The 23,668-nt window shown below is 71.6% G+C and carries 26 protein-coding genes; 14 read left to right on the top strand and 12 right to left on the bottom strand.

The features are described from left to right. Window positions 1-61: 61 nt before the first annotated feature. From gluQRS to JOD52_RS15370, 3 genes are all read right to left on the bottom strand, one after another. A complete protein-coding gene (gluQRS, locus tag JOD52_RS15380) occupies window positions 62-976 on the bottom strand; it encodes a tRNA glutamyl-Q(34) synthetase GluQRS (RefSeq protein ID WP_204410971.1) in 915 nt (304 codons plus the stop codon). Between the two features lie 345 nt (window positions 977-1,321). Continuing rightward, window positions 1,322-2,116, bottom strand: coding sequence for a hypothetical protein (locus JOD52_RS15375; RefSeq protein ID WP_204410969.1), 795 nt, complete (start codon window positions 2,114-2,116; stop codon window positions 1,322-1,324). Window positions 2,117-2,362: 246 nt separating this feature from the next. Next, the gene (locus tag JOD52_RS15370) at window positions 2,363-2,728 is read right to left on the bottom strand and encodes an HIT domain-containing protein (protein WP_204410967.1); all 366 of its coding nucleotides are present in this window, start codon (window positions 2,726-2,728) and stop codon (window positions 2,363-2,365) included. A 140-nt stretch (window positions 2,729-2,868) separates the two neighbouring features. On the opposite strand from JOD52_RS15370, the gene JOD52_RS15365 reads away from it, so the two are divergent. The 3 genes from JOD52_RS15365 to JOD52_RS15355 all read left to right on the top strand — a co-directional run bounded on the left by JOD52_RS15365 (window position 2,869) and on the right by JOD52_RS15355 (window position 5,776). Further along, the gene (locus tag JOD52_RS15365) at window positions 2,869-3,405 is read left to right on the top strand and encodes a peptidylprolyl isomerase (RefSeq protein WP_204410964.1); all 537 of its coding nucleotides are present in this window, start codon (window positions 2,869-2,871) and stop codon (window positions 3,403-3,405) included. A 131-nt stretch (window positions 3,406-3,536) separates the two neighbouring features. Further along, the gene (locus tag JOD52_RS15360; RefSeq protein WP_204410962.1) at window positions 3,537-4,694 is read left to right on the top strand and encodes a winged helix DNA-binding domain-containing protein; all 1,158 of its coding nucleotides are present in this window, start codon (window positions 3,537-3,539) and stop codon (window positions 4,692-4,694) included. Window positions 4,695-4,852: 158 nt separating this feature from the next. Continuing rightward, window positions 4,853-5,776, top strand: coding sequence for a rhomboid family intramembrane serine protease (locus JOD52_RS15355; RefSeq protein ID WP_204410960.1), 924 nt, complete (start codon window positions 4,853-4,855; stop codon window positions 5,774-5,776). Between the two features lie 643 nt (window positions 5,777-6,419). Here JOD52_RS15355 and JOD52_RS15350 read toward each other — a convergent pair. Further along, window positions 6,420-7,052, bottom strand: a complete 633-nt coding sequence (locus JOD52_RS15350; RefSeq protein WP_204410958.1) for a pyroglutamyl-peptidase I — start codon at window positions 7,050-7,052, stop codon at window positions 6,420-6,422. A 418-nt stretch (window positions 7,053-7,470) separates the two neighbouring features. Here JOD52_RS15350 and JOD52_RS15345 point away from each other — a divergent pair, with 418 nt between their 5' ends. After that, window positions 7,471-7,950 carry an Hsp20/alpha crystallin family protein gene (locus JOD52_RS15345; protein WP_204410956.1) on the top strand — a complete coding sequence of 160 codons (480 nt, stop codon included), beginning with the start codon at window positions 7,471-7,473 and terminating at the stop codon, window positions 7,948-7,950. Window positions 7,951-8,062: 112 nt separating this feature from the next. Continuing rightward, on the top strand, window positions 8,063-8,821 hold the full coding sequence (locus tag JOD52_RS15340; protein ID WP_338124117.1) for a GNAT family N-acetyltransferase: 759 nt from the start codon (window positions 8,063-8,065) through the stop codon (window positions 8,819-8,821). A 92-nt stretch (window positions 8,822-8,913) separates the two neighbouring features. Here the strand turns inward: JOD52_RS15340 and JOD52_RS15335 are convergent, their stop codons facing one another. Further along, on the bottom strand, window positions 8,914-9,150 hold the full coding sequence (locus JOD52_RS15335; protein ID WP_204410953.1) for a hypothetical protein: 237 nt from the start codon (window positions 9,148-9,150) through the stop codon (window positions 8,914-8,916). A gap of 183 nt (window positions 9,151-9,333) precedes the next feature. Here JOD52_RS15335 and JOD52_RS15330 point away from each other — a divergent pair, with 183 nt between their 5' ends. From JOD52_RS15330 to JOD52_RS15315, 4 genes are all read left to right on the top strand, one after another. Then, entirely contained in the window at window positions 9,334-9,825 is a 492-nt protein-coding gene (locus JOD52_RS15330; RefSeq protein WP_204410951.1) for an Hsp20/alpha crystallin family protein, read from the top strand. A 106-nt stretch (window positions 9,826-9,931) separates the two neighbouring features. Next, window positions 9,932-10,687, top strand: coding sequence for a GNAT family N-acetyltransferase (locus tag JOD52_RS15325; RefSeq protein ID WP_259849624.1), 756 nt, complete (start codon window positions 9,932-9,934; stop codon window positions 10,685-10,687). A gap of 163 nt (window positions 10,688-10,850) precedes the next feature. Continuing rightward, complete coding sequence (locus tag JOD52_RS15320) at window positions 10,851-11,594, top strand: glutamine amidotransferase (protein WP_204410949.1); 744 nt, start codon at window positions 10,851-10,853, stop codon at window positions 11,592-11,594. 9 nt (window positions 11,595-11,603) lie between these two features. After that, the gene (locus tag JOD52_RS15315) at window positions 11,604-12,467 is read left to right on the top strand and encodes a GH25 family lysozyme (protein WP_017822998.1); all 864 of its coding nucleotides are present in this window, start codon (window positions 11,604-11,606) and stop codon (window positions 12,465-12,467) included. Window positions 12,468-12,494: 27 nt separating this feature from the next. On the opposite strand, the gene JOD52_RS15310 is transcribed toward JOD52_RS15315, so the two are convergent. Together JOD52_RS15310 and JOD52_RS15305 are read right to left on the bottom strand one after the other, a co-directional pair. Continuing rightward, window positions 12,495-13,280 (bottom strand): DsbA family protein, encoded by a 786-nt coding sequence (locus JOD52_RS15310; protein ID WP_204410947.1) that lies wholly within the window; start codon window positions 13,278-13,280, stop codon window positions 12,495-12,497. Window positions 13,281-13,314: 34 nt separating this feature from the next. Then, the gene (locus tag JOD52_RS15305) at window positions 13,315-14,049 is read right to left on the bottom strand and encodes a Crp/Fnr family transcriptional regulator (protein WP_204410945.1); all 735 of its coding nucleotides are present in this window, start codon (window positions 14,047-14,049) and stop codon (window positions 13,315-13,317) included. 122 nt (window positions 14,050-14,171) lie between these two features. Between JOD52_RS15305 and JOD52_RS15300 the strand changes: the two genes are divergently transcribed. Together JOD52_RS15300 and JOD52_RS15295 are read left to right on the top strand one after the other, a co-directional pair. After that, entirely contained in the window at window positions 14,172-14,426 is a 255-nt protein-coding gene (locus tag JOD52_RS15300; protein WP_017823001.1) for a heavy-metal-associated domain-containing protein, read from the top strand. A gap of 40 nt (window positions 14,427-14,466) precedes the next feature. Beyond that, complete coding sequence (locus JOD52_RS15295) at window positions 14,467-16,434, top strand: heavy metal translocating P-type ATPase (protein WP_204410943.1); 1,968 nt, start codon at window positions 14,467-14,469, stop codon at window positions 16,432-16,434. A 30-nt stretch (window positions 16,435-16,464) separates the two neighbouring features. Here the strand turns inward: JOD52_RS15295 and arsB are convergent, their stop codons facing one another. Then, window positions 16,465-17,508, bottom strand: coding sequence for an ACR3 family arsenite efflux transporter (gene arsB, locus JOD52_RS15290; protein WP_275579207.1), 1,044 nt, complete (start codon window positions 17,506-17,508; stop codon window positions 16,465-16,467). Between the two features lie 150 nt (window positions 17,509-17,658). Here arsB and JOD52_RS15285 point away from each other — a divergent pair, with 150 nt between their 5' ends. Continuing rightward, window positions 17,659-18,063, top strand: coding sequence for an ArsR/SmtB family transcription factor (locus JOD52_RS15285; protein ID WP_239551926.1), 405 nt, complete (start codon window positions 17,659-17,661; stop codon window positions 18,061-18,063). Between the two features lie 42 nt (window positions 18,064-18,105). Here JOD52_RS15285 and pdxH read toward each other — a convergent pair whose 3' ends face one another. The 4 genes from pdxH to JOD52_RS15265 form a co-directional block, all read right to left on the bottom strand. Then, window positions 18,106-18,840 carry a pyridoxamine 5'-phosphate oxidase gene (gene pdxH, locus JOD52_RS15280; RefSeq protein ID WP_204410941.1) on the bottom strand — a complete coding sequence of 245 codons (735 nt, stop codon included), beginning with the start codon at window positions 18,838-18,840 and terminating at the stop codon, window positions 18,106-18,108. Further along, a complete protein-coding gene (locus JOD52_RS15275; RefSeq protein WP_204410939.1) occupies window positions 18,837-19,919 on the bottom strand; it encodes an alpha/beta hydrolase in 1,083 nt (360 codons plus the stop codon). The genes pdxH and JOD52_RS15275 overlap by 4 nt, the downstream gene beginning before the upstream one ends. Window positions 19,920-19,972: 53 nt before the next feature. Further along, window positions 19,973-20,263, bottom strand: coding sequence for a hypothetical protein (locus tag JOD52_RS15270; protein WP_204410937.1), 291 nt, complete (start codon window positions 20,261-20,263; stop codon window positions 19,973-19,975). A 142-nt stretch (window positions 20,264-20,405) separates the two neighbouring features. Next, the gene (locus tag JOD52_RS15265) at window positions 20,406-20,969 is read right to left on the bottom strand and encodes a GNAT family N-acetyltransferase (RefSeq protein ID WP_204410935.1); all 564 of its coding nucleotides are present in this window, start codon (window positions 20,967-20,969) and stop codon (window positions 20,406-20,408) included. 190 nt (window positions 20,970-21,159) lie between these two features. Here JOD52_RS15265 and JOD52_RS15260 point away from each other — a divergent pair, with 190 nt between their 5' ends. Both JOD52_RS15260 and JOD52_RS15255 read left to right on the top strand, forming a co-directional pair. Further along, a complete protein-coding gene (locus tag JOD52_RS15260; protein ID WP_204410933.1) occupies window positions 21,160-22,377 on the top strand; it encodes an acetyl-CoA C-acetyltransferase in 1,218 nt (405 codons plus the stop codon). Beyond that, window positions 22,377-23,657 (top strand): acyl-CoA dehydrogenase family protein, encoded by a 1,281-nt coding sequence (locus tag JOD52_RS15255; protein WP_204410931.1) that lies wholly within the window; start codon window positions 22,377-22,379, stop codon window positions 23,655-23,657. The genes JOD52_RS15260 and JOD52_RS15255 overlap by 1 nt, the downstream gene beginning before the upstream one ends. Window positions 23,658-23,668: the final 11 nt, after the last annotated feature.

Raw genomic sequence — 23,668 nt, 5'->3', positions numbered from 1 at the left:
GTGGCGTGGCCGGGAGCTGGGGGGTCGCGGGGGAGTGGGGTCGCGGGGAACTGGGGTTTCGTCAGTCCTTCAGGTCCACCACCCACGGCTCACGGGGCAGGCTCTGCGGGGCCCATCGCTCCAGCACGTCCGCGGCGGTGCGGCAGCCGGGAAGGCCCAGTGAGTCACCGATCCGCTCCACCACGTCGGCCGCGCTCTCGCCCCGCGCCAGGCGGTCGCGCAGTGTCACCGCGCCGTCCCGCTTGGCCAGGCGGGCCCCGTCCCTGTTCACCGCGAGAGGCACGTGCGCGTAGGTGGGCTCGGGCAGCCCCAGCAGGTGCGCGAGGTAGGCCTGGCGGGGGGCGGAGGTGAGCAGGTCATCGGCGCGGGTCACCTGGTCCACCCCGGCTGCGGCATCATCCACCACCACGGCGAGGTTGTACGCCACCACCCCGTCGCCGCGGCGCAACACCAGATCGTCCACCGCCGCAGTGACCTGTCCGGCCCACAGGTCGGTGACGGCCCACTCATCCACTTCGGCACGCAGGCGGAGCGCCGGTTCGCGTCGCAGCTCGCGCATCTTCTCCCGGCCCGCCTCCCGCTCGTCGTCCGTGAGGTCGCGGCAGGTGCCGGGGTAAGCCCCGGGAGGGGAGTGCGGGGCACTGGGGGCATCGAGGATCTCGCGACGCGTGCAGTAGCACTCGTACACGCCACCGGCGGCCTCGAGCTGCTCGATCGCCGCTTCGTGCGCCTCACCGCGCTCGGACTGCCGCACCACCTCGCCGTCCCAGTCGATGCCGAGGGCCGCGAGGTCCTCCAGCTGGCGTGCCTCGGAACCCTCCTTCACCCGGTCCAGGTCCTCCACGCGCAGGTGGAAGCGACGGTGCGTGCGGCGGGCCAGGGCCCAGGCCAGGATCGCGGTGCGCAGGTTCCCCAGGTGCAGGTCACCGGAGGAGGCGGGGGCGTAGCGGCCGGCACCCGCGGGATGGGGGGTCATGGGCGGACCCGTCGGCATGGAGGGCTGTTCCGGAGGTGGGGCGGGGGCGTCGGGCATGCACGCCAGTCTAGGAAGCCCGGCCCCCGTCCTAGCGAGACGTGGATTCTGGGGCATATCTCGACGAATACCCCTCAAAGCACGCGTCTCGACAGTGAGGGCCGGTTCGGAGAGAGGCTTGTGTGACGGTGAGGGCCGGTTCGGACAGAGGCTTGTGTGGCTTGTGAGGCGATGCGGGCCAGATCGGGCATGGGACCCGGCCTCGGGCATGAGAACGGCGCGGCGACCACCCTCCGAGGAGGGGGCCGCCGCGCCGGTCGTGTCTAGCTGTGTTCCCAGCCGGTGGGATCAGGCGTCGCCGCGGTGGTTGCCGCGCTTCTCGCCGTCGACCTCACCGTTGGTCTTGCTCTCATCGAGGTCCGACTCGACCTTGATGGTCTTCGGCTCGACGTCGGAGGAGCGGTCCTCACCCTTCAGGGACTGGGCCACGTCACCGGCATCGGCCGAGCCGACGGTGTCGGACACGGTCGAGGAGTCGGTCTCGGTGGAGGCCGAGGCGGGGTAGTGCGCGCGGGCGAAGTCGGCCGGCGGGGCCCAGGGGTCCTCCACCGGACGGGTCTTCTGCCAGGCCACGTACCCGGCGGCGGCACCGGCCGCGGCCAGGCCCAGGACCAGCAGGACCTTGCCCGCGCTGCCCTTCTTCTTCTGCGGGGTGGGGGTGAGCACAGCGGCGCGGATGTCCGCCTGGCCCTTGTCCAGCTCCGCACGGGCAGCGTCGATCGCGGCGCGCAGCACGTTGTTCGTGGTGCTGGCAGTGCGACGGGCGCGGGGGTAGTAGTCGTCCTGCACGTCGTGCATGAACTTGTCGGCGCGGGGGCCGACGGTGGCGGTCAGGCCGGCGATCTTGTCGCCCTGGTGACGCAGCTTGTCCTCCACGGTGGGGAGGTACTGGTCGACCAGGCCCTTGCCGCGGCTGCGGGCCTCGCGAGCGCCCTCGGACACGACCGGTCCGATGGTCGCGGCGAGCTTCTGCAGCTCGATCAGGGCCTTCTCGGCCTGCTGCTGGGTGGAGCCGGCAGCAGCCGCGGTCTTCTTGGCCTGCTTCTTGGCCTTCTTGGTCTCCCGCTTGGTGGTCAACGCCATGAGGGGTTCCCCTTTCGGTCGTATCCGCCGGATCGGGCCGACGGCGGTCCCTGGAGCACCGCCTCCCGTGAGGAGCCGGCTATCCGTGTGGCACAACTCTAGCGCGCCCCACCGACATCGTTCCCAGCCGAGCGGTTCGTCACGGGAAGAAGGCGCGGGGAGAGGATGCCCGCTGCTGGTCGGTCGGAAGGGGCCGCCCGCCCGCGATGAGCTGCGTTGGACCGGACGGGAGGCGCGCGCCGCAGGTCAGGAGCTGCGGTCCAGGGGCGAGCCCGCGTGCACATGGATATGGAGGTGCTTGGAGTCCTGGTACTCGCCCAGGTTCGTCAGGACCCCCGCCTTGCCCTCACGTGCCACCACGTCGGCCGCCACCTGCTGGACCACCGCGAGCAGTCTCGCGGCGAGCGCCTGGTCCTCCAGGGTGAGCAGGGACTCCACGTGGCGCTTGGGGACCACGACGATGTGCACCGGCCAGAAGGGGCGGGTGTGGCGGAAGGCCAGCACCTCCTCGTCCTCGTGGACCACCTCGATGGGCTGCCGCCTGGGGATCGCGACGTCGCAGTAGAAGTCCTGGCCGTCGTAGTAGCCCGTGGATCCCGTGGGAAGACTCATGGATCCAGACTAGGGCGAGGGTCGGTCGGAGCAGAGGGCCTGGCGGGTCCACGGGCACGGTGGGCACCATGGATTCAGCCCTGGGCGAGGCGCGCCGGGGCCCTCGGCTGCGTGTCGGGGCCGTGTGCGAGGATGACCGCATGTTCGCAACTCTGCACACCAACCATGGGGACATCCGCCTGGAGCTGTTCCCCGACCACGCCCCCAAGACCGTCGAGAACTTCGTGGGCCTCGCCGAGGGCACCCGCGAGTTCTCCGACCCCGAGAGCGGCCAGAAGGTCACCCGCCCCTTCTACGACGGCGTGATCTTCCACCGCGTGATCTCCGGCTTCATGATCCAGGGCGGTGACCCCCTGGGCACCGGCACCGGCGGTCCCGGCTACAACTTCGACGACGAGATCTCCGAGAAGAACTTCAACGAGCCCTACGTGCTCGCGATGGCCAACGCCGGCAAGCGCATGAACGCCATCACCGGCCGCCCCTCCGGCACCAACGGCTCCCAGTTCTTCATCACCGTGGGCCCCACCCCGCACCTGCAGGGCAAGCACACCGTGTTCGGTGTCGTGGCCGATGAGGACTCCAAGAAGGTCGTCGACGAGATCGGCGCCACCAAGACCGACATGCGCGACCGTCCCCTCGAGGACGTCGTCATCCAGTCGGTCAGCATCGAGCGCTGACCAGCGCCCACCCGGCCCAGCGCGCCCTGACCAGGGCCGACGGCCAATGACGACACCGCGTCGCTGACGCGGCACAGCGCCCCACCCCGGAGCAGTCCTCCGCGGTGGGGCGCTGTCGTTACGCTCCTCCCATGACCCAGCGCCACCTCGCCGGAGCCCGCATCCTCGCCCAGGGCCTCGTCGGTCCCGTGCAGTTCGCGACGCCGCTGGAGGCGGCGCGGGCCTTCGGCGCCCACCAGGGGCAGGACCTCCCTGGTGTCCTCGCCTCTCTGGCCCTGCGCACCGGTGGCGACCTCACCCGGGTGTTCGCCGCCCTGGACAGCGGGCTGATCGTGCGCGGCTACCCGATGCGCGGCACCGTGTTCGTGGTGGCGGCCGACACCCTTGCCTGGCTCACCGAGCTGTGCGCCGACGGCCCGGTGCGCTCGGCCATCGGGCGCCGCGCTGGCCTGGGCCTGGAGGAGGAGCACTTCACCACCGCCCGTCGGGTGCTCGAGGACCTTGCGGGCGAGCACTCCGAGGCCGGCTATGGGGAGGGCGTGCTGCGCTCCGAGCTGATGGCCGCCTGGCAGGACGCGGGCCTCGCCACCGACGGCGGACGCGGCTACCACGTGCTCACCCACCTGATCTCCACCGGTGTCGCGGCGTACGGGCCCTGGCGCGACGAGGGCGAGACGGCGGTGGTGCTGGCCGAGCAGTGGCTGCCCCACGGCTCCGACCTCGAGGGCACCTTCGGCGGTGACCGCACCGCGGCGATCGCCGAGCTCGCCCTGCGCTACTTCACCACCCACGGTCCCGCGAGCGTGCGCGACCTGGCCTGGTGGTCGAAGCTGCCGATGGGGCGCATCCGTGAGGCGCTGCCGCAGGTGGAGGATCAGCTCGAGAGCGGTTGGGCCGATGCCGCCGGTGCACTCCATGCCGATGCCGCTGCGGCGAGGGGCGGCGACGGGGAGCAGCTGTGGTTCCGGCCGGGTCTCGCCGATGAGTACGCCGAGCGCCAGAAGGAGACCATGGCCGAGCTGCTGCTGCCCGGGTTCGACGAACTGGTGCTGGGCTACCGCGACCGTCTGTTCCTGATGGACCCCGAGCGCCACCAGGCCCTGGTGCCGGGCAACAACGGGGTGTTCAAGCGGGCCGCGATCCGTCGTGGCGAGGTGGTGGGCACCTGGGGTCGCAGTGGTGGCGCAGGGAAGCGGAAGCTGGCGCTGCAGGAGCTCGCGGACGTGAGCGATGCCCAGCGGCGCCGCTTCGAGAAGCTGTTCCGGGCCTTCCCCTACACGGTGGTCTGAGCGCCGGTGCACGGCGCCGCGAGTGCCTGCACACGGTGGCGTGTGCGCCGGGATGAGCGTGAGCCAGGTCCGGTGCGGGCGTCGGCCAGGCCCGGTGCGGGGCGTGAGCTCGCGCGGGCGGGGCCCTGGCCTCAGGGCCGTCGTGTAGGAATGACCCCATGAATCGCCCCACCTACGGCTACAGCGCCCAGGACGCCCCGGAGCCGCAGGGCCAGCCCGTCTGCCCCCGCCATCCGGACACCATCAGCTACGTGCGCTGCAAGCGGTGCGACCGACCCGCCTGCCCCCAGTGCCAGCGGCCCACCCAGGTGGGCGTGCTGTGCGTGGACTGCGAGAAGGACATCGCCCGCCAGCAGGCCAGCACCCGGCCCCGCAACGCGATGGGTGCCTCCATGGGTGGGCGCACCCCCTACGTGACGTACACGCTGATGGCCCTGTGTGTGGCGGCGTTCCTGGGGCAGATGCTGGTGCCGGGGATCGTCGAGCAGCTGGGTCTGTTCGCCCCGTTCCGCGCGATCGCGATGCCGTGGACGTTCCTCACCGCCGGGTTCCTGCACGGTGGGCTGCTGCACCTGGCACTGAACATGTGGGCGCTGTGGATCGTGGGCCAGTACGTCGAGCAGACCATGGGTCATGCCCGCTACGCCGGGCTGTACCTGGCCTCCGTGCTGGGTGGCCACACCGCCGTGTACCTGCTGGCGAACCCCCTGTCCCTGGAGTGGACCACCGCCACCCTCGGCGCGAGCGGCGGCGTGTTCGGCCTGTTCGGCGCCATGTTCATCGTGAACCGGCGGATGGGCGGCCAGAGCGCCCAGATCCTGGTGCTGATCGGCCTGAACCTGGTGATCACCTTCACCGTCCCCAACATCTCCTGGCAGGGGCACCTGGGCGGCCTGGTGGTGGGAACGGCGCTGGCCGCAGCCATGTTCGCGATGCGTCCGAAGGTTAAGGCCGGGGATGACCGGCAGGCTGCGGCCAGGCGCTCCGCACTGATCCACTCGCTCCTGATCGCAGGCGCGGTGCTGATCTGCATCGGCGCGGTGATGATCAAGTACATGACGCTGCCGTCGCTGTTCTTCTGAGCCGCCCCAGAGCTCCCAGGTACTCGCAGGTTCCCGGTTACTCGCAAGTTCCCAGTCACTCGCAGGCTCCCGGTTACTCGCAAGTTCCCAGGTACTCGCAGGTTCCCGGTTACTCGCAAGTCCCCGGTTACTCGCAGGTATGGAGCGTGAGGTGTCGGAATGGGACGCCCATTCCGACACCTCACGCTCCATACCTATCGGTAGCTAGGGGGTCACGAGATGGGGAACGGGATGAGGCCAGCCAGGGGGACCAGATGGGGTGGCGGAATGAGGGACAGTCAGGGGGGCCAGGGGCGCGAGGAGCCAGCGGCAGCGGCGCCAGCGGCTTCGGGGCGGGGAATGACAACGGTGTGACTATCCCCAGCCGTGGACAAGATTGTGGATAACTCGGGATGCGCGGGGGATTTCACGATCTTGCTGTGGACAACTGTGGTGTCGATGTGGACAGCCGGTGGTCGCAAGGGAGCAACTCGGGCTCCTCGCCATGGCCTCGCCCCCCGGAGTCCGGCTGAGATCAGCACCCCAAGAGAGTCCCCGGGCGAGCGACCTGCGGAACTACAAGGCTGTCATTCATCCCCAACTGTGGACAACTCTGTGGATAAATCAGGTTTGGGGGCGGCCCAGCTCTTTGCGAGGGCCCGGCTCAGTGCTCCGCGCCGCCGGCCACCGGGGCGTCCTGCTGTGTGGACAGGGCCGTGAGCACCATCCGCGCCAGTGCCCGGGCCGATTCCTCCACCGGCAGCTCCTCCGCGGCGGGGACGTGCACGAAGCCGCCACGGATCCCCGCCAGGCCCTGTTCGGTCGCCAGCAGGTGCTGCAGCAGGTAGAACACGTCGTTGCACACATAGGTGCCGGCTGTCTGCGACACCGACCCCGGGACCGGTGGCTCCTCGCCGAGGGCGGCGACCATCGCCTTCACCGGCAGCGTCGAGAAGTAGCCGACGGGCCCGGCATCGACCACGGGCTGGTCGACCGGGCTCTCGCCTGCGTTGTCAGGGATTCGGGCATCGCGCACATTGATTGCCACCCGCTCCGGAGTGACCCCCGTACGGCCGGCGGCGAGACCCGTGGCCACGACCAGGCGCGGGCGGTGCTCGCGTACGGCCGCAGCCAGCTGCTGGCCCGCGGTGCCGAACTCGACGGGCAGCTCCAGGATCTGGGTTGCCACGCCCTGCCCACGCAGTTCCCGGGCCGCGAGCTGGACGGCCTGCCAGGACTCGTTGAGCGGGGCCCCGCCGAAGGGAGCGAAACCCGAGAGCAGCACGTCGATCGTCATGGCCCCACGGTAGGTGCGCGGGGCGGCCGGGCAGGGTCGACGCTCCGGATCGTCGATCAGTGTTCACCGCGAAGGGGCAGACAGTGCAGGCCGTCTGCGCCATGCTGGGGGAGGGGCGGACCGGGCCCTGCTTCCCTGGGACTTGCTTGCCCGGGGGACTAGCTTCCCTGGGGCTTGCGTCCCTGGGACCTGGGGAGGAGCGGGCGGGGGAGTGCTGCTCGCCGATGGGTCCCTCCCCCTGTCCCGGCCGGACGAGGCAGGCTGCACCCCGTCCTGCGCCTCTGTGGCACAGCAGACATGAGTCCGGTAGGCTCAACTCTGGAATAGGGGCGGCAGGCGCCGCGTTGTCCTGCATGTCAGCAGGGAGCCACCGGCCCCCACCGCTCGATCCGCACATCCGTACTGCAGGAGGTACACCATGGCTCGCAGCTTCACCCCGTTCCAGGAAGTGGACCGCTTCTTCTCCGACCTCACCCGCACGCCCGCCTCGGTGGGCATGCCGATGGATCTGTACCGCGACGGCGACCGCTTCGTGGCCGAGATCGACCTGCCCGGCGTGGACCCGGCCAGCGTCGACGTGGACGTCGAGGACCGCACCCTCACCGTCCGTGCCGAGCGCAAGCCGGCCTCCGCGAGCGACGCCGACCGTGCATGGCTCACCCGTGAGCGTCCCACCGGCACCTTCGCCCGCCAGCTCACCCTGGGCAGCCGGGTGTCCTTGGACCGGATCCAGGCCGAGTACTCCGACGGCGTCCTGCGCCTGACCATCCCGATGGCCGAGGAGGCCAAGCCGCGCAAGATCAACGTGGCCCACTCCGAGCGCTCCACCGCCGTCGGCTCCGGATCCGGGACCTCGACCGACGAGAACCGCACCATCGAGGGCGACGTCCAGGCCTGATCGGCCCCGGACCCGATCGGGACATCCCTGATCGCCCCCTCACTCGCGCCCCCTGCGTCCTCCCGATGCAGGGGGCGCGTCCATGCGCGGGGACGGCCGATACCCTTGCCCGGTGAGCCCCACCACCCCTCCGCCAGCCTCCGGCACCCGTGAGATCGACACCGCTGTGGTCGACACCGCTCCGAGCGACACCGCTCCGAGCGACACCGCTGTGGTCGACACCGCCCTGGTGGACGCCTACCCGCCCTTCGGGCTGCGCATCAGCGCCGGGGACCTCACCCTGCGCCCCCTACGGGATGCGGACCTGCCCGCCTACACCGCGCTGCTGCGCCGGCCCGTCTTCGCCGACATGAGCTCGGACCAGGTGTTCCCCTGGTACGACATGGATCCCGAGCAGCGAGTGTCGAGTGCCGTGCAGTTCCAGTGGCACCTGCGCTCGAAGGTGCGCCCCGAGGGCTGGGCGATCTCCTTCGGGATCTTCCTGGGCGAGCAGCTGATCGGTATGCAGGACCTGATCGCCTCCCACTTCGCCGTGCGCGGCGTGGTGAGCTCCGGCTCCTGGCTCACCCTGGACCAGCAGGGCAAGGGCCACGGGAAGCTCATGCGCCAGGCCGTGCTGGTGCTGGCCTTCGACCACCTGAGCGCCCGCCGCGCCGAGACCAGCGCCGTCGTGAGCAACGGACCGTCCTGCGGTGTCTCCCGCGCCTGCGGATACCGCGAGGACGGCCTCGAGGTGATCGAGGAGAACGGCCGCGCCAAGACCGTGCAGCGCTTCAGCCTCACCCCCGAGCAATTCCGTCGGCCTCGGGTCGAGGTCGGGGTCGAGGGCCTCACCGATGCCCTGCGCGCGCGGCTCGGCGCACAGGGCTGACCCGGCGGCCAAGCGCTCGCCGCGGGATGCGGTCCAGCCTGCCACCGCCGGATGCGGCCCAGCCGGTCAGCGTGGGATCCGACCCGGGCCGGTCACTGCGGGGCGCGCACCCGCTCCGGCATGGTGAACGCGGCCGACGGGGTGAGGAACTGCCCGGTCTCGATGAGGCCGGTGCAGGCCAGGTCCCCGTCCGTCGGCTGATCTGGTGAGGCCGGTTCCAGTCGCGCCAGGATCGGCTCCGCCCACGTCCCATAGCCCGAGTCGCCCCAGGCCATGAGCTCTACCGCCTGCAGCGACGGGTCGATGGGGTCAGAGCTGACCTGCTTCACGGCGAGCTCGACAGCGCCGGTGGCAGGATCGGTCGAAGCCCCGTCACCGCCGCCCAGATTTCTCCGCCCCGGGAGCAGACAGGAAGGGCCGTCTGTGCCATGCTGGGTGACAGGGGTGCCGGCGGGCTACCAGCCACCGGCCCCACCGCTCGATCCGCACATCCGTACTGCAGGAGGTACACCATGGCTCGCAGCTTCCCCCCGTTCCAGGAAGTGGACCGCTTCTTCTCCGACCTCACCCGCACGCCCGCCTCGGTGGGCATGCCGATGGATCTGTACCGCGACGGCGACCGCTTCGTGGCCGAGATCGACCTGCCCGGCGTGGACCCGGCCAGCGTCGACGTGGACGTCGAGGACCGCACCCTCACCGTCCGTGCCGAGCGCAAGCCGGCCTCCGCGAGCGACGCCGACCGTGCATGGCTCACCCGTGAGCGTCCCACCGGCACCTTCGCCCGCCAGCTCACCCTGGGCAGCCGGGTGTCCTTGGACCGGATCCAGGCCGAGTACTCCGACGGCGTCCTGCGCCTGACCATCCCGATGGCCGAGGAGGCCAAGCCGCGCAAGATCAACGTGGCCCACTCCGAGCGCTCCACCGCCGTCGGCTCCGGTAGCGGCAACAGCATTACCGCCGGTTCCGACACCGACCGCACCGTCGAGGGTGACTCGCAGTCCTGACCGGCATGCGGCCCTGACGCGCGCCCCCTGTGTCCTCCGGGATACAGGGGGCGCTAGTGCGTCCCGGAGCAGGAGGCACGGACCGGGCCATCGGTACGCTGGCTCGGTGACCACCTCCCCGCCTCCGTCGGCCGACGAGCCGACCATGTCGACCGACGACGCACTGATCTCGGACGACGCACTGATCTCGGACGCCGCACTGATCTCGGACGCCGCACTGATCGATGCCTACCCGCCCTTCGGTCTGCGGATCACCGCCGGCCCCCTCACCCTGCGCCCCCTGCGCGATGCGGACCTGCCTGCGTACACCGCCCTGCTGCGCCGGCCCGTGTTCGCGGACATGACCTCGGACCAGGTGTTCCCCTGGTACGACGTGGACCCCGAGCAGCGGGTGGCGAACTCCGTGCAGTTCCAGTGGCATCTGCGCGCCGAGCTCCGCGCAGAGGGCTGGGTGATCTCCTTCGGGATCTTCCTGGGCGATCAGCTGATCGGCATGCAGGACCTGAGTGCCTCCCACTTCGCGGTGCGCCGCGTGGTGGGATCCGGATCGTGGCTCACCCTGGACCAGCAGGGCCAGGGCTACGGGAAGCTCATGCGCCAGGCCGTGCTGGTGCTGGCCTTCGACCACCTCGGAGCCGAGCGCGCCGAGACCAGTGCCGTGGTGGGCAACGGCCCCTCCTGCGGCGTCTCCCGCGCCTGCGGCTACCGCGAGGACGGCCTCGAGGTGATCGAGGAGAACGGGAAGGCCAAGACCACGCAGCGCTTCAGCCTCACCCCCGAGTCCTTCCGCCGCCCCGAGGTGAGGGTCGAGGTCGAGGGGCTCACCGACGCCCTGCGCACCCGCCTCGGCGCGAACAGCTGAACCCGCCCCCCAAGACCTGGGCTCCCGGCCTGCACTCCCGACCTGCGTATCCGGCCGGTGGGCTCGGCGGTCGCGGGCTCGGCGGGATCGGTCGCGGTGCCTGGGATGCTGGCGGTGGGGGGCACGGGCATTCTCCTTGGTCGCGTGGCCGTAGCATTCTCGCGTGAAACCGTTCCTGCTGCTCACCACCCGACCCGAGGACGACGTGGCCCGCGCCGAGGCCGCCTCCTTCCAGCGCTTCAGCGAGCTCGACCACGCCGACCTGCAGTGGATCCGCCTGGAGCGGGAGGACGCCCCCCGCATCCGCGCCGAGGAGATCTCCGGGATCTACCTCGGTGGCAGCCCCTTCACCGTCTCGGACCCGGTGGAGTCCAAGAGCGCCCAGCAGATCCACGCCGAGAAGGCCCTCACCGAGGTGCTGGACCAGGTGATGGAGCAGGACATCCCCTTCCTGGGCGCCTGCTACGGCATCGGGGTGCTGGGAACCCACGCCGGAGCCACCATCGACCGCACCCACGGCGAACCCCTCGGGGCCGTGCCCATCACCCTCACCGAGGCCGGCAGGGAGGACCCGGTGGTCGTGGAGGCCGGCCTGCCGGAGGTGTTCACGGGCCTGGTGGGCCACAAGGAGGCCGTCACCGCGCTGCCCGCGCACGCCACCGTGCTGGCCACCGGCGAGCAGTGCCCGGTGCAGATGTTCCGCGTGGGCACCAAGCAGTACGCCACCCAGTTCCACCCCGAGATGGACGTGCCCGCGGTGATGGAGCGCGCCCGTGCCTACCGCGACCACGGCTACTTCGACCCCGGCGAGATGGAGGACATCTTCGCGCTGCTGGGACGCCGCACCGCGGATCTGCCGCCCCATCTGCTGCGCGCCTTCGCGACCGTGCACGCCCGCGGCAGGTAGTGTCCGCTCGTGCCCCGTTTCACCCGTGAGCAGGTCCGACGCCGCCAGCGCATCGCCGTGGCCGCCCTCGCGCTCGTACTGCTGCTGGTGATCGGCGGCTGCACCGCCCTGGTGGCGAACCTGGCAGGTGGCGGGGACACACCGCGCCGGGCCGACGATGCCGCCATGACCGTGGGCGCCACCCCCGCCGATGCCCCCGCCCTCACTCAGCTGCCCGAGGGTGCGCAGCTCACCGCGGAGGAGGCCATGGGGATCGACGTCTCCAGCTACCAGAGGGACATCGACTGGGAGCAGGTGGCCGGCGACGGCTACGTGTTCGCCTACATCAAGGCCACCGAGGGCACCGGCTTCGTGGACACCCACTTCCGCCAGAACTGGGACGGGGCCCGCGCCGCCGGGATCACCCCCGGCGCCTACCACTACTTCACCCTGTGCTCCCCGGGCGCCGAGCAGGCCGCCTCGTTCCTGGCCGCCGCACCGCCGGACGACGCCGCCCTGCCGCCGGCGCTGGACCTCGAGTTCGACGGGGCCTGCGATGCGCGCCCCGAAGCGGCCGACGCCCAGGCCCAGATCGACGCCTTCACGTACGAGGTGGAGAAGGCCTGGGGTCGTCGCATGGTCATCTACTCCTCCAGCGAGTGGCGCGCACACTACGGGCTGCCCGTGGCGGACTCCCGCCCGGACTGGCTGTACTCGGACCTGGGGCGGCCCTCGCTGGAGGACTGGTCGGTGTGGCAGCTGCGGTTCGACGGCACCGTGGCCGGCATCGAGGGCCCCGTGGACATCGACGTGGTGCGCATCGAGGTGCTGCGTGAGCACGCCGCGATCGCCCGCGGCGAGGACCTGCGCCTGCCCGCCCCCGACCAGGAGTAGGCAGCGCTCAGCAGGAGCAGTCAGTAATCAGGCGGCCTCGATCGCCTCGCGCAGCGCGCCGGGGGTGTCGAGGGTCCCGGTGTACTGCACGCCGTCGATCAGCACGGTCGGGGTGCCCTGGGTGCTCTCGCGGGCCTGCGGCTCCACCACGTCCTGGATCCACGGCAGGTAGGTGCCGGCGGTGATGCACTCGCCCACGGCGTCGCTCGCACCCGCGTCGGTGACGACCTCGGTCAGCTCCTGGTCGGTCAGGCCCTCGGCGCCGGGCTGCTCATCGAACAGGGCCTCCTCCACGGGGAACCACAGGGCCGGGTCCTCCGCGTAGGCGCACACCGCAGCGTTCGCGGCGCGGCCCGAGTATCCGGCGGGGGAGGAGTTCGCATCCAGCATCGGCCGAGGGTGAACCCGCAGGGTGATGGTGCCGGCCTCGGCGAGCTCCTGCAGGTCCGAGCCGTTGCTCTCGGCGAAGGTGGCGCAGTGCGGGCACAGGAAGTCCAGGTACACGTCCACCACGGGGCCGTCGGCCGCGCTGCTCAGCTCGAGGTAGGGCTGGTCGTCCGCCGTGCCGGGAGGGGTAGTGAGTGGTGCCTCTGCTGCCGGGGCGTCCGGGTTCGGCGTGCCAGGATTCCCGTTGGAGACGGGATCGGAGGGCTGGGCGCGGAACAGGGCGAAGCCGATCAGCCCGATCACCACGGCCGCGAGGAGCCCCAGGCAGGCCAGGCCGCCGACGATCCCGAGGATCAGGTTCCGCTTCCGGTTCGGTGCCGGGCCGGCGGGGGGCGGTGCTGCAGGCTGCTCAGGGGCGGTGCTCATGGGTGGCTACCTTCGGGGAGTGCGGATGGCGCCCTCAGTATCGCGCCCGCTCCTCCAGTGCGTCGAGGTCCGGCAGCGCCACCGCTTCCCCCGCCGGGATCACCAGGCCCTCGTCCCGCAGACGGGCCAGGGCGCGGGAGAGCGACTCCGGGGTGGTGCCCAGCAGGGCGGCCACGTCCCGCTTGGGCAGCGGCCAGCGCACCAGCGGATGCCCCTCGGCCGTCGTCGCCTGCGAGGGCAGGGCGAGCAGGTACTCCGCCACCCGCACCGGCACCTCCGCCCCCGCCAGCGCGAGGCGGTTCTCGCTCGCGACCAGACGATCGCTCAGCGACCGCAGCATGGCCACGGAGATCGCGGGGAACCGCCGCACGAGCGTGGCCAGGTCCCGGTGGTCGAACACGCACATCTGCGCAGGCTCGAGCACCTGCACCGCGAAGTCCGGCCGGGTCCCGGTGAGGAAGGTGTGCTCGCCCACCACGTCCCCGGGCCCCACCACGCGCAGCAGGTGCTCGCGACCGGTGACGGAGGTGCGCACCAGCTTCAGCTTCCCATGGTGCACCACGAACAGGCGGCGCAGCGGGTCGTCGGCCCGGTACAGCTGCTGCCCGCGCTCGAGGTCCACGGGGTGAGCGAAGGAGGCCACCGCCTGCTGGTCCTCGGGGCTCAGCAGGGAGAAGATCGGCACCCGCGCAACGCAGGTGTCCCGGGGTGCGCCGGCGGGCTCGGGCAGGCTCGCCGGTGTTCTGCTGCTCGGGGGATCGGTGGCCATGGCATCACTGTGGCATGCGGCCCGGCAGCGGCGCTAGACCGACGTCAAGGCACTGCGGTTCTGACGGATCTAAGTTTCCTGTCATGAGCGGAACGGCCGCTCACCCGACCGGAAGGAACCCCATGACCACCGACGACACCACCACTGCTGCCCCCGCTGCCACTCGTACCGTGCTGCGCGCCGAGGGCTTCTCCTGCCCCTCCTGCGTCTCCAAGATCGAGAAGGCCCTGCGGTCCCTGCCGGGCGTCACCGACGCCACCGTCCACTTCGCCTCCTCCCGCATCGAGGTGAACCACGACCCGTCCGTGACCGGCGTCGACGAGCTGGTGCATGCCGTCGAGCGCGCCGGCTACACCGCCCGCCCCTCCGCCTTCTGATCACAACCAGCCGACTCCCCCGGGAACGAGAGGAACCGTCATGACGAGCCCCACCCCCACCCTGCGAGAGGAGGAGACCACGGGCACCCCCGCCGCCCCCGAGCGGGGAGGCGGGGCCGGGCCGGGTCTGCTCCCGGCCCGCGCCTGGGTGCGCCCTGGCATCGCCGCCGTCCTGATCGGCCTGTCCTGGCTGCTCGACGCCCTGACCGGCTCCCCGGCCACTGGATCGGTGCTGCCGGGGCCGGCTGACCTGCTGATGGTCGGTGCGGCCCTGGTGAGCGGCACCCCGATCCTGATCGCCGCCGTGAGGGCGCTGCGCCACCGGGTGATCGGCATCGATCTGCTGGTCTCCATCGCCACCATCGGCGCGATCGTGATCGGCGAGTACTGGGAGGCGGCGGCTGTCACCACCCTGTTCGCCATCGGCCACGCCCTGGAGAAGGGCACCCTGCAGCGCACCCGTCGGGCCCTCACCGACCTGGTGAGCACCGCCCCGGAGCAGGCCGTGGTGCTGCGGGACGGCACCGAGCAGACCATCGCCGCCACCGAGGTGCGGCAGGGGGAGCAGGTGCTGGTGCGCCCCGGCACCAGGGTGCCCGTGGACGGGCACGTCCTGGCCGGCCGCGGCGCGATCGACGAGGCCGGCATCACCGGCGAGTCCGTTCCTGCCGAGAAGTCCGAGGGGGACCCCGTCTACGCCGGCACCGTCGCCACCGGTGGACTGCTCACCGTCCTCGCCGAGGGCATCGGCGCGGACACCACGCTGGCCCGCATCATCCGCCGGGTGGAGGAGGCGCAGGACGCCAAGGCCCCCACGCAGGCCTTCATGGACCGCTTCGCCCGCTGGTACACCCCGGCGATCATCGTGCTGTCCGTCGTGTTCGGGGTGCTCACCGGGGATGTCGAACTGGCGCTCACGCTGCTGGTGATCTCCTGCCCCGGCGCGCTGGTGATCTCCATCCCGGTCGCGATCGTGGCGGGCATCGGCCGCGGTGCGCGCGACGGCATGCTGATCAAGGGCGGCGAGCACCTGGAGACCTCCGCCCGGATCGACACCGTGGCCCTGGACAAGACCGGCACCCTCACCACCGGGAGGCCCGTGCTCACCGACGTGCTCCCGCTGCCGGGGCGCACCCGCGAGGAGGTGCTGCTGTGGGCCGCCCGCGCCGAGCTCACCAGCGACCACCCCCTGGCCGCCCCCGTGGTCCAGGCCGCCCGGGCCGACGGGCTCGACCTGGGGCAGATCCCCGAGCAGGCCGATGCGGTGGTGGGGCGCGGTGTGCTGGCCCGCCACGGCGGCCGTGCCATCACCGTGGGCAACCAGGCGATGCTGCGCGAGTCCGACATCGCCGACCGCCCCGAGGCCCGGGAGGCGATCGACCTGGCCGATGAGACGGCCCGGCGCGGCCGCACCCCGATGATCGTCACCCTGGACGACTCGGTGCTGGGCGTGATCGGACTGGCCGACCCCCCGCGCGCCGAGGCCGCCGACGCGATCACCGCCCTGCGCCGCTCGGGAGTGCGCGAGGTCGTGATGCTCACCGGTGACCAGCCCCGCGTGGCCCAGGCCGTGGCCGCCGAGGTCGGCATCGACACCGTGCACGCCGGTCTGCTGCCCGAGGGCAAGCTCGATCAGATCGCGGCGCTGCAGGCGCGCGGCCGCACCGTGGCGATGGTGGGCGACGGCGTCAACGACGCCCCCGCCCTGGCCTCGGCCGACATCGGCATCGCGATGGGGGCCGCCGGCAGTGCGGTGGCCATCGAGACCAGCGACATCGCGCTGATGCGGGACTCGCTGTCGGCCCTGGCGCAGTCGCTGCGACTGGCCCGCCGCACCGTCGCGGTGATGCGGCAGAACATTGTGATCGCCCTGGTCACCGTGGGGATCCTGCTGCTGGGTGTGCTGCTGGGAGGGGTCACCATGTCCCTGGGGATGCTGGTGCACGAGGCCAGCGTGCTGCTGGTGATCGTCAACGCCATGCGCCTGCTGCGGCCCGCACGCCGCTGACGCCGCCTCCGGTCCCGGTCCCGGTCCGCTTCAGCGGGCCGGGACGGTGGCGTCGCCCGGGAACAGCTTGGGTGCCAGCCACAGGGCGACGTACACCAGGGCCACCAGCACGGGCACCTCGATGAGGGGGCCGACGACACCCGCCAGGGCCTGGCCGGAGGTGACGCCGAAGGTGCCGATCGCGACTGCGATCGCGAGCTCGAAGTTGTTGCCCGCCGCGGTGAACGCCACGGTGGTGGACTTCGCGTAGTTCAGTCCGATGGCGCGGGTGAGCAGCAGGGAACCCAGGAACATGATCGCGAAGTAGGCGACCAGCGGTACCGCGATGCGGGCCACGTCCAGGGGGTTGGAGGTGATCGCGTCGCCCTGCAGGGCGAACAGCAGCACGATCGTGAACAGCAGGCCGTACAGCGCCCACGGGCCGATGCGGGGCAGGAAGCGCTCCTCGTACCAGGCGCGGCCCTTGGTGCGCTCGCCGATCAGGCGGGTGAGGAAGCCGGCCAGCAGGGGGATGCCCAGGAACACCAGCACGCTGAGCACGATGGTGCCGACCGAGAACTCGGCACTGGTGGTGGGCAGGCCCAGCCAGGTGGGCAGCAGCTGCAGGTAGAACCAGCCCAGTGCACCGAAGGCGATCACCTGGAACACGGAGTTGATGGCGACGAGCACCGCGGCGGCCTCGCGATCACCGCAGGCGAGGTCGTTCCAGATCAGCACCATGGCGATGCAGCGGGCCAGTCCCACGATGATCAGCCCCGTGCGGTACTCGGGCAGGTCCGCCAGGAAGATCCAGGCCAGGGCGAACATGAGGGCGGGGCCCACCACCCAGTTCAGCACCAGGGAGGAGATCATGAGCCTGCGGTCCGCGCTGATCCGGCGGGTCTCGTCGTAGCGCACCTTCGCCAGCACCGGGTACATCATCACCAGCAGGCCCAGTGCGATGGGGACCGAGATCCCGCCGATCTTCACGGCCTCCAGAGCGGTGTTCAGGCCGGGCACGAAGCGGCCCAGCAGCAGGCCGGTGACCATGGCCAGCAGGATCCACACCGGCAGCCAGCGGTCCAGGAAGGACATCTCCTGCAGCACGGGGGAACGGGTGTCCGCGGTGGCGGTGGGGGTGCTCACGGTGAGTGGCTCGCCTTCAGTTCTATCGATGGGCGTCGATGTGTCGACCGCTCGCACTGTAGGGCGTCATATCGATGCTCGTCAATGTATGGTGTGCCCATGTCCAGCCCGCCTGCCCCGAGCGCAAGCCGAGTCGCCGTGCGCGACGACGTCCCGCTCGCCGCGACCGCCGCGGGAGGCACGCGGGGGGACGAGGAGTGCTGCACCCTGGCCACCGGACCGCTCGACGCCGCAGATGCCCAGCGGCTCTCGGAGGCGTTCAAGGCGCTGTCGGACCCGACCCGGCTGCGGCTGCTCGCCCATGTCGCGGATCAGGGATGCGCCTCCGTGTGCGCCTGTGACCTCACGGAGCTGATGGGGATCAGCCAGCCCACCGTGAGCCACCACATGAAGAAGCTGGTGGAGGCAGGTCTGGTCACCCGCGAGCAGCGAGGCAGGTGGGCGCACTACTCCGTGCTGCCTGCGGCCTTCGCCGAACTGCGCGCCTTCCTCGACCTGCGCTGACCGGGAGACTGCCCGCCCCGTCGGCCCCTGCTCCGGTCCCTGTCACGGCTGGAGCCGGTGCTGCTCCCAGGCGGCATCGTGCTGCTCGTCGACCCCCACTCGGGTGACCACGATCCGGTCGTGCAGGCGGTTCTGGCGGCCCTGCCAGAACTCGATGCGGTCCGGCACCAGGCGCAGCCCTCCCCAGAAGGGCGGGCGCGGCACGTCTGCACCCTCGAAGCGCTCCTGGGCCGCGGTGTACTGCGCCTCCAGCGCTGCCCGGGAGTCCACCGGGCGCGACTGACGGGAGGCCCAGGCGCTGATCTGCGAACCACGGGGGCGGGAGGCGAAGTAGGCATCGGCCTTCGCGGGATCGACGGGCTCCATCAGCCCCTCGATGCGCACCTGCCGCTGCAGCGGGTACCAGGGCAGCAGCAGGGAGGCAGACGGGTTCGCGGCCACCTCCCGGCCCTTGTCGGAGTCGAGGTTGGTGTAGAGCACGAACCCGCGCTCGTCGCGGCCCTTCAGCAGCACGGTGCGGGAGCGCGGGCGGATCACTCTATCGACCCCGCCGTCGGCCCCATCGGCGGCCCCACCGTTGGTGCCGACGGCGATCGTGGACAGCACCACCGCGGTGGGTTCGGCCAGGTCACCGTGGCTCTCCCGACGTTCGAAGGCCTCCGCCATCCACGCATCGAACAGGGCCAGGGGATCGTTCGCGGCCTCGTCCGCGAGGCTCCCCGTCCCGTAGTCCGTGCGCTCGGCGGCGAGGCGGTCGGCGGGTGTGCGGTCGCTCATCGCTGCAGTCCCTCGCGCACGGCCCGGGCGATCTCCAGTGCCGCGGCGCGGCCGGTGCGGCCCACGCCGAGCACGTTGGAGAACGGGTGGATGTGGCCGGTGTGGCAGCGCTCGGTGATCGGCACCCCGGCCTCGCGCAGCCGGTCGGCCAGCTCCCGTGACTCGTCCCGCAGGACATCGAAGCCCGCGTACGCCAAGTAGGTGGGCGGCAGACCGGTCAGGTCGGGCTCCCGCAGCGGGGAGACGCGCGGGTCCGTGGCGAGGGGGCCGGCATCGTCCGATGCGGGCAGTCCCCGGTCCCGCGCCGCGATCGACACTGCCAGGGCGAGGTTGCCGCCGGCGGAGTCCCCGGCCACCGCGATCCGGTTCGCGACGCCCAGGTCCTCGGTGTGGGAGGCGGCCCAGGCGTAGGCCGCGATGGCGTCCTCGTGGGCGGCGGGGAAGGGGTGCTCCGGGGCCAGCCGGTACCCCACCAGCAGCACCGCGGCCTGCGCATGGTGGGCCAGGAAGCGGGCGATCGGTTCGTGGGAGGCGATCGACCCCAGCACGAACCCTCCGCCGTGGAAGTAGAGCACCAGCGGGGGAGCAGCTGCGCCGGGGGAGCGGAGCGCCCCGGGACTCGACGTGGTGCGTGACTCCGGGGTCGCGCCGTCCGGGGTCTCCGGGGTCGCGCCCACGGGGTGGTACAGCCGGGCTGGGATCGGCCCGTCGGCTCCCGGGATCAGCATGTCCTGGATGCGGCCGACGGGGGCGGGCCTGCCGCCGAACTGCCAGGCCTCGACGTCGATCTGGCGGCGCCCCTTGGCAAGACCCAACTCCTCGAAGGTCTTGCCCGGAAGCCGGTGCAGCACCGAGAGGGCCAGCTGGACCTCCGGTTCGAGCCTCTGCCCGTCGATCACGGTGGGCGTGCCTGCCAGGCGACGCAGCACCGCGTCGGGGAGCGCACCGAGTGCCGTGACCCCGGCGCGCACGGCCCGGTCCAGGACGCCGGGGCGCACGGGATCTGTCGCGCCGACGACCGGCTCGGCGGTGCCTCGTACGGGGCCCACTGGGTCAGGTGCGGAAGGCGTCGATGTCATATCTGGATCCTAGGCGCTGGGCTTCGGCGCTACCGGCGGGCAGGACGTTCCGTTCAGGACGCGAAGGAGAACGGGGTGCGCCAGAGCGGCTGACGCCGGTGACGGGCCACGGGCATCCGACGCCGTGCGGATCGGCCGACGGGGCAGGGCGAACCGGCGGTGGGTTCCGTGGCGATCTCGAGCACGGAAGGGTCCAGTCCCTGTTCGGCGGCGCGGGCCTTGGCGGCGCGCAGACGGTACAGGGCCTCGGTGCCACCCCACTCCTGGGGAGCGGGCCGGTAGTCGATCAGATCAGGGGTGTCGGAAGCTCGGGTGCGGCTGGTGGCGATGGTGGCGTCTCTCATGGCTCCACCTTCCTTCCGAGGCCCTGACCTGCGCATCAGGCCCCAGTGGTGTCCCGGTCAGCCTGCGGGATGATCCTGGCGGGCGTTGGATCGGCCCCGGGGTCGGAGGGGCCGTACGCCGGTGCACCTCGAGGCCCTCCGGTCACCGCACCATGCGGATGTCGCGCAGGTTCGCCAGGTGCTCCTCGACCTTCTCGGCGCCGTCGGCCTTGAACCCGAGCTTCTCGTAGAAGCGTCGGGCGCGCGGATTCTCCGCCGCCACCCACACACTGGCCGGCTCATCCCCGATCACCGCCTCGACCAGCGCCCGCCCCAGTCCCGTGCCGTGCCAGGCACTGTCGGTGTACAGCGCGAACAGCTCCAGCGGCCGCGGGGCATCCTCGTCGCGGGTCTCACCGCCGGTGGCGAAACCGACCACCTGACCATCGGGTGCGCGGCCCACGGCGATCGTGCTGCGCCCGTACTGCGGATCCCCCGGGGTGAGCATCGCCGTCCACTGCGCGGTGCGGCGCTCCAGCGCGGCCTTCCCGAACCAGCGCACGTGGTCCTCCAGCAGGTCCCCGTAGGCATCCCGCCAGCTCTCCACGTGGATGCGGGCACACCCGGCAGCGTCCTCCAGGCGTGGGGTGTCGATCGTGAAGGCAGTGCTGGCAGGTGGGGCAGGGGTGCCGGTGAGGTCGGCAGCGTCGGTCGGGGTGGAAGCCATGACGCGATCGTAGAGGGGCGACGACGTCCGCTCATCCGCCGCTCGGCTTCCCGAAAGTAACTGCAACCCGTAGTATCAAGAACAGTCGGTCGCGGTGCTCCCGCTGCTGTTGTCCGCGTGCTGTTCGCGCGCCTTCGCACCCTGCAGCTCGCCGCGCTGACGCCGTGCACCGTCATCAAAGGAGAAACACGTGCCCGAGGCCGTCATCGTCGCCGCCGCCCGTTCCCCCATCGGCCGCGCCCGCAAGGGCTCCCTGAAGGACATCCGCCCCGACGACCTCGCCGCCCAGATGGTTCAAGGCGCCCTCGACCAGGTCCCCGAGCTGGACCCCACCACCCTGGACGACATCCAGCTCGGCGTGGGCCTGCCCGAAGGCATCCAGGGCGCGAACCTGGCCCGCATCGTCGCCGTGCGCCTGGGGCTGGACACCGTGCCCGGCAGCACCGTGAACCGCTTCTGCGCCTCCAGCATCCAGACCACCCGCAACGCCTTCCACGCCGTGCTCTCCGGTGAGGCCAGGGCCGTGGTCTCCGCCGGCGTGGAGTCGCTGACGATGGTGCCCGGGAAGTTCATCGACGACGAACTGCGCGACCCGCTGTACCAGGACGCCTGGAAGCGCACCGCCCGCCGCGCCACCCGAGAGATCCCCGCCCCCTGGCACGACCCCCGCGAGGACGGCGAGCTGCCCGACCCGTACATCCTGATGGGCCAGACCGCCGAGAACGTCGCCGAACTGCGCGGCGTGAGCAAGCGGGCCCAGGACGAGTACGCCGTGCGCTCCCAGAACCGCGCCGAGGCCGCGATCGCCTCCGGCTTCTTCGAGCGCGACATCACCCCGGTCACCACCCCCGACAGCACCGTGGTCACCACCGACGACTCCCCGCGCGCCGGCGTCACCCTCGAGGCCGTCTCCTCCCTGGACCCCGTGTTCCGCCCAGACGGCACCGTCACCGCCGGCAACTGCTGCCCGCTCTCCGACGGAGCCGCTGCCCTGGTGGTGATGGACTCCGACCACGCCAAGGACCTCGGCATCACCCCGCTGGCCAGGATCCTCGCCACCGGCGTCTCCGGTCTCAGCCCCGAGATCATGGGCCTGAGCCCGGTGGAGTCCACCCGCCGCGCCCTCGCGCTCGCCGGCCTCACCATGGCCGACATCGACCTGGTGGAGTTCAACGAGGCCTTCGCCGCCCAGGTGCTCCCGTCAGCCGATGACCTCGGCATCGACCACGACAAGCTCAACGTCCACGGCGGCGCCATCGCGCTGGGACACCCCTGGGGCTCCACCGGCGCCCGTATGACCACCACCCTGATCAACGGCCTGCGCGAGCGTGACGGCACGCTGGGCCTTGCCACCCTGTGCGTCGGAGGCGGACAGGGCATGGCCCTCATCATCGAGAGGATGAACTGATGACCAGCACCGACAGCACCAGCGGCCGCCCGGACAGCATTGGCACCGGCCCCGTGATCTCCTTTCCCGACGCAGGCGCCGCCACCCCCGAGGCGCTGCTGCCCCGCGCCGCCGACCACTACGCCCTGTTCCAGGACGTGGCAGGGGAGGACCTCGAGGCCTGGACGGTGGCCCGCTCCTTCGCCCCCGAGGTGCTGCCCCGCATCGACGACTGCTGGGATCGCGCCGAGTACCCCACCGACCTCATCGCGCGCCTGGGTGAGCTGGACCTGTTCACCGACGGCATGGACATTCCCGGCCACCGCCGCCTCAGCCCGCTGGCCACGGGCCTGGTCACCATGGAGCTGTCCCGCCTGGACGGCTCCGTGGGCACCATGGTGGGCGTGCAGGGCGGCCTCGCGCTGCGCTCCATCGTGCTGCTGGGCTCCGAGGAACAGAAGCAGAAGTGGGTGGAGCCCGTGGTCACCGGGCAGGCTTTCGCCGCGTTCGCCCTGACCGAGCCCGACCACGGCTCCGACTCCGTGTCCCTGGAGACCGTGGCCCGCCGCGACGGCGACCAGTGGGTGATCAGCGGGCAGAAGCGCTGGATCGGCAACGGGGTGGACGGCCACCTCACCGTGGTGTGGGCCCGCGTGGACGACCCCTCCGACGAGGCCCTCCACGGGCAGGTCTCCGGCTTCCTGGTGGAGCAGTCCCTGCCCGGCTACGAGGCCGAGGTGATCCGCGGGAAGGTCTCCCTGCGCGCCATCCACCAGGCCCACATCCGCCTCGACGGCGTGCGGGTGCCGCTGGATGCCCGTCTGCCGGAGGCGCGGTCCTTCAAGGACACCTCCCGGGTGCTGTTCGCGACCCGCGCCGGCGTGGCATGGGGAGCCCTCGGCCACGCCGTGGCCTGCTACGAGGCGGCACTCGAGCACGCCCGCACCCGCATCCAGTTCGGCCGGCCGCTGGCCAAGGCCCAGCACATCCAGGTGCGCCTGGCGGACATGCTGGCCACCCTCACCTCCATGCAGCTGCACTGCCGCCGCCTTGCGGACCTGGAGGCCGCCGGCGCCCTGCGGCCCGAGCAGGCCTCGCTGGCGAAGGTGTTCTGCACCCGCTCGGCCCGCGCCATCGCGGCCGATGCCCGGGACATGCTGGGCGGCTCTGGCATCCTGCTGGAGAACCAGGTGATCCGGCACATGGCGGACGTCGAGGCGCTGCACACCTACGAGGGCACCGACACCATGCAGTCCCTCATCGTGGGCCGCTCCGTGACCGGGATGAGCGCCTTCGTGTGAGGATCGTCGTG

The sequence above is a fragment of the Brachybacterium muris genome (genome assembly GCF_016907455.1).
GTDB lineage: Bacteria > Actinomycetota > Actinomycetes > Actinomycetales > Dermabacteraceae > Brachybacterium > Brachybacterium muris.
Note: the sequence above shows the minus strand (reverse complement) of the source record. Positions and strands in the feature narration are given on the sequence as shown.

Bases quoted from the DNA above. Each gene is read 5' to 3' on its own strand.
- gluQRS (WP_204410971.1), bottom strand. From the start codon at position 976: ATGACCCCCCATCCCGCGGGTGCCGGCCGCTACGCCCCCGCCTCCTCC.
- JOD52_RS15375 (WP_204410969.1), bottom strand. From the start codon at position 2,116: ATGGCGTTGACCACCAAGCGGGAGACCAAGAAGGCCAAGAAGCAGGCC.
- JOD52_RS15370 (WP_204410967.1), bottom strand. From the start codon at position 2,728: ATGAGTCTTCCCACGGGATCCACGGGCTACTACGACGGCCAGGACTTC.
- JOD52_RS15365 (WP_204410964.1), top strand. From the start codon at position 2,869: ATGTTCGCAACTCTGCACACCAACCATGGGGACATCCGCCTGGAGCTG.
- JOD52_RS15360 (WP_204410962.1), top strand. From the start codon at position 3,537: ATGACCCAGCGCCACCTCGCCGGAGCCCGCATCCTCGCCCAGGGCCTC.
- JOD52_RS15355 (WP_204410960.1), top strand. From the start codon at position 4,853: ATGAATCGCCCCACCTACGGCTACAGCGCCCAGGACGCCCCGGAGCCG.
- JOD52_RS15350 (WP_204410958.1), bottom strand. From the start codon at position 7,052: ATGACGATCGACGTGCTGCTCTCGGGTTTCGCTCCCTTCGGCGGGGCC.
- JOD52_RS15345 (WP_204410956.1), top strand. From the start codon at position 7,471: ATGGCTCGCAGCTTCACCCCGTTCCAGGAAGTGGACCGCTTCTTCTCC.
- JOD52_RS15330 (WP_204410951.1), top strand. From the start codon at position 9,334: ATGGCTCGCAGCTTCCCCCCGTTCCAGGAAGTGGACCGCTTCTTCTCC.
- JOD52_RS15310 (WP_204410947.1), bottom strand. From the start codon at position 13,280: ATGAGCACCGCCCCTGAGCAGCCTGCAGCACCGCCCCCCGCCGGCCCG.
- JOD52_RS15305 (WP_204410945.1), bottom strand. From the start codon at position 14,049: ATGGCCACCGATCCCCCGAGCAGCAGAACACCGGCGAGCCTGCCCGAG.
- JOD52_RS15300 (WP_017823001.1), top strand. From the start codon at position 14,172: ATGACCACCGACGACACCACCACTGCTGCCCCCGCTGCCACTCGTACC.
- JOD52_RS15295 (WP_204410943.1), top strand. From the start codon at position 14,467: ATGACGAGCCCCACCCCCACCCTGCGAGAGGAGGAGACCACGGGCACC.
- arsB (WP_275579207.1), bottom strand. From the start codon at position 17,508: ATGTCCTTCCTGGACCGCTGGCTGCCGGTGTGGATCCTGCTGGCCATG.
- JOD52_RS15285 (WP_239551926.1), top strand. From the start codon at position 17,659: ATGTCCAGCCCGCCTGCCCCGAGCGCAAGCCGAGTCGCCGTGCGCGAC.
- pdxH (WP_204410941.1), bottom strand. From the start codon at position 18,840: ATGAGCGACCGCACACCCGCCGACCGCCTCGCCGCCGAGCGCACGGAC.
- JOD52_RS15275 (WP_204410939.1), bottom strand. From the start codon at position 19,919: ATGACATCGACGCCTTCCGCACCTGACCCAGTGGGCCCCGTACGAGGC.
- JOD52_RS15270 (WP_204410937.1), bottom strand. From the start codon at position 20,263: ATGAGAGACGCCACCATCGCCACCAGCCGCACCCGAGCTTCCGACACC.
- JOD52_RS15265 (WP_204410935.1), bottom strand. From the start codon at position 20,969: ATGGCTTCCACCCCGACCGACGCTGCCGACCTCACCGGCACCCCTGCC.
- JOD52_RS15255 (WP_204410931.1), top strand. From the start codon at position 22,377: ATGACCAGCACCGACAGCACCAGCGGCCGCCCGGACAGCATTGGCACC.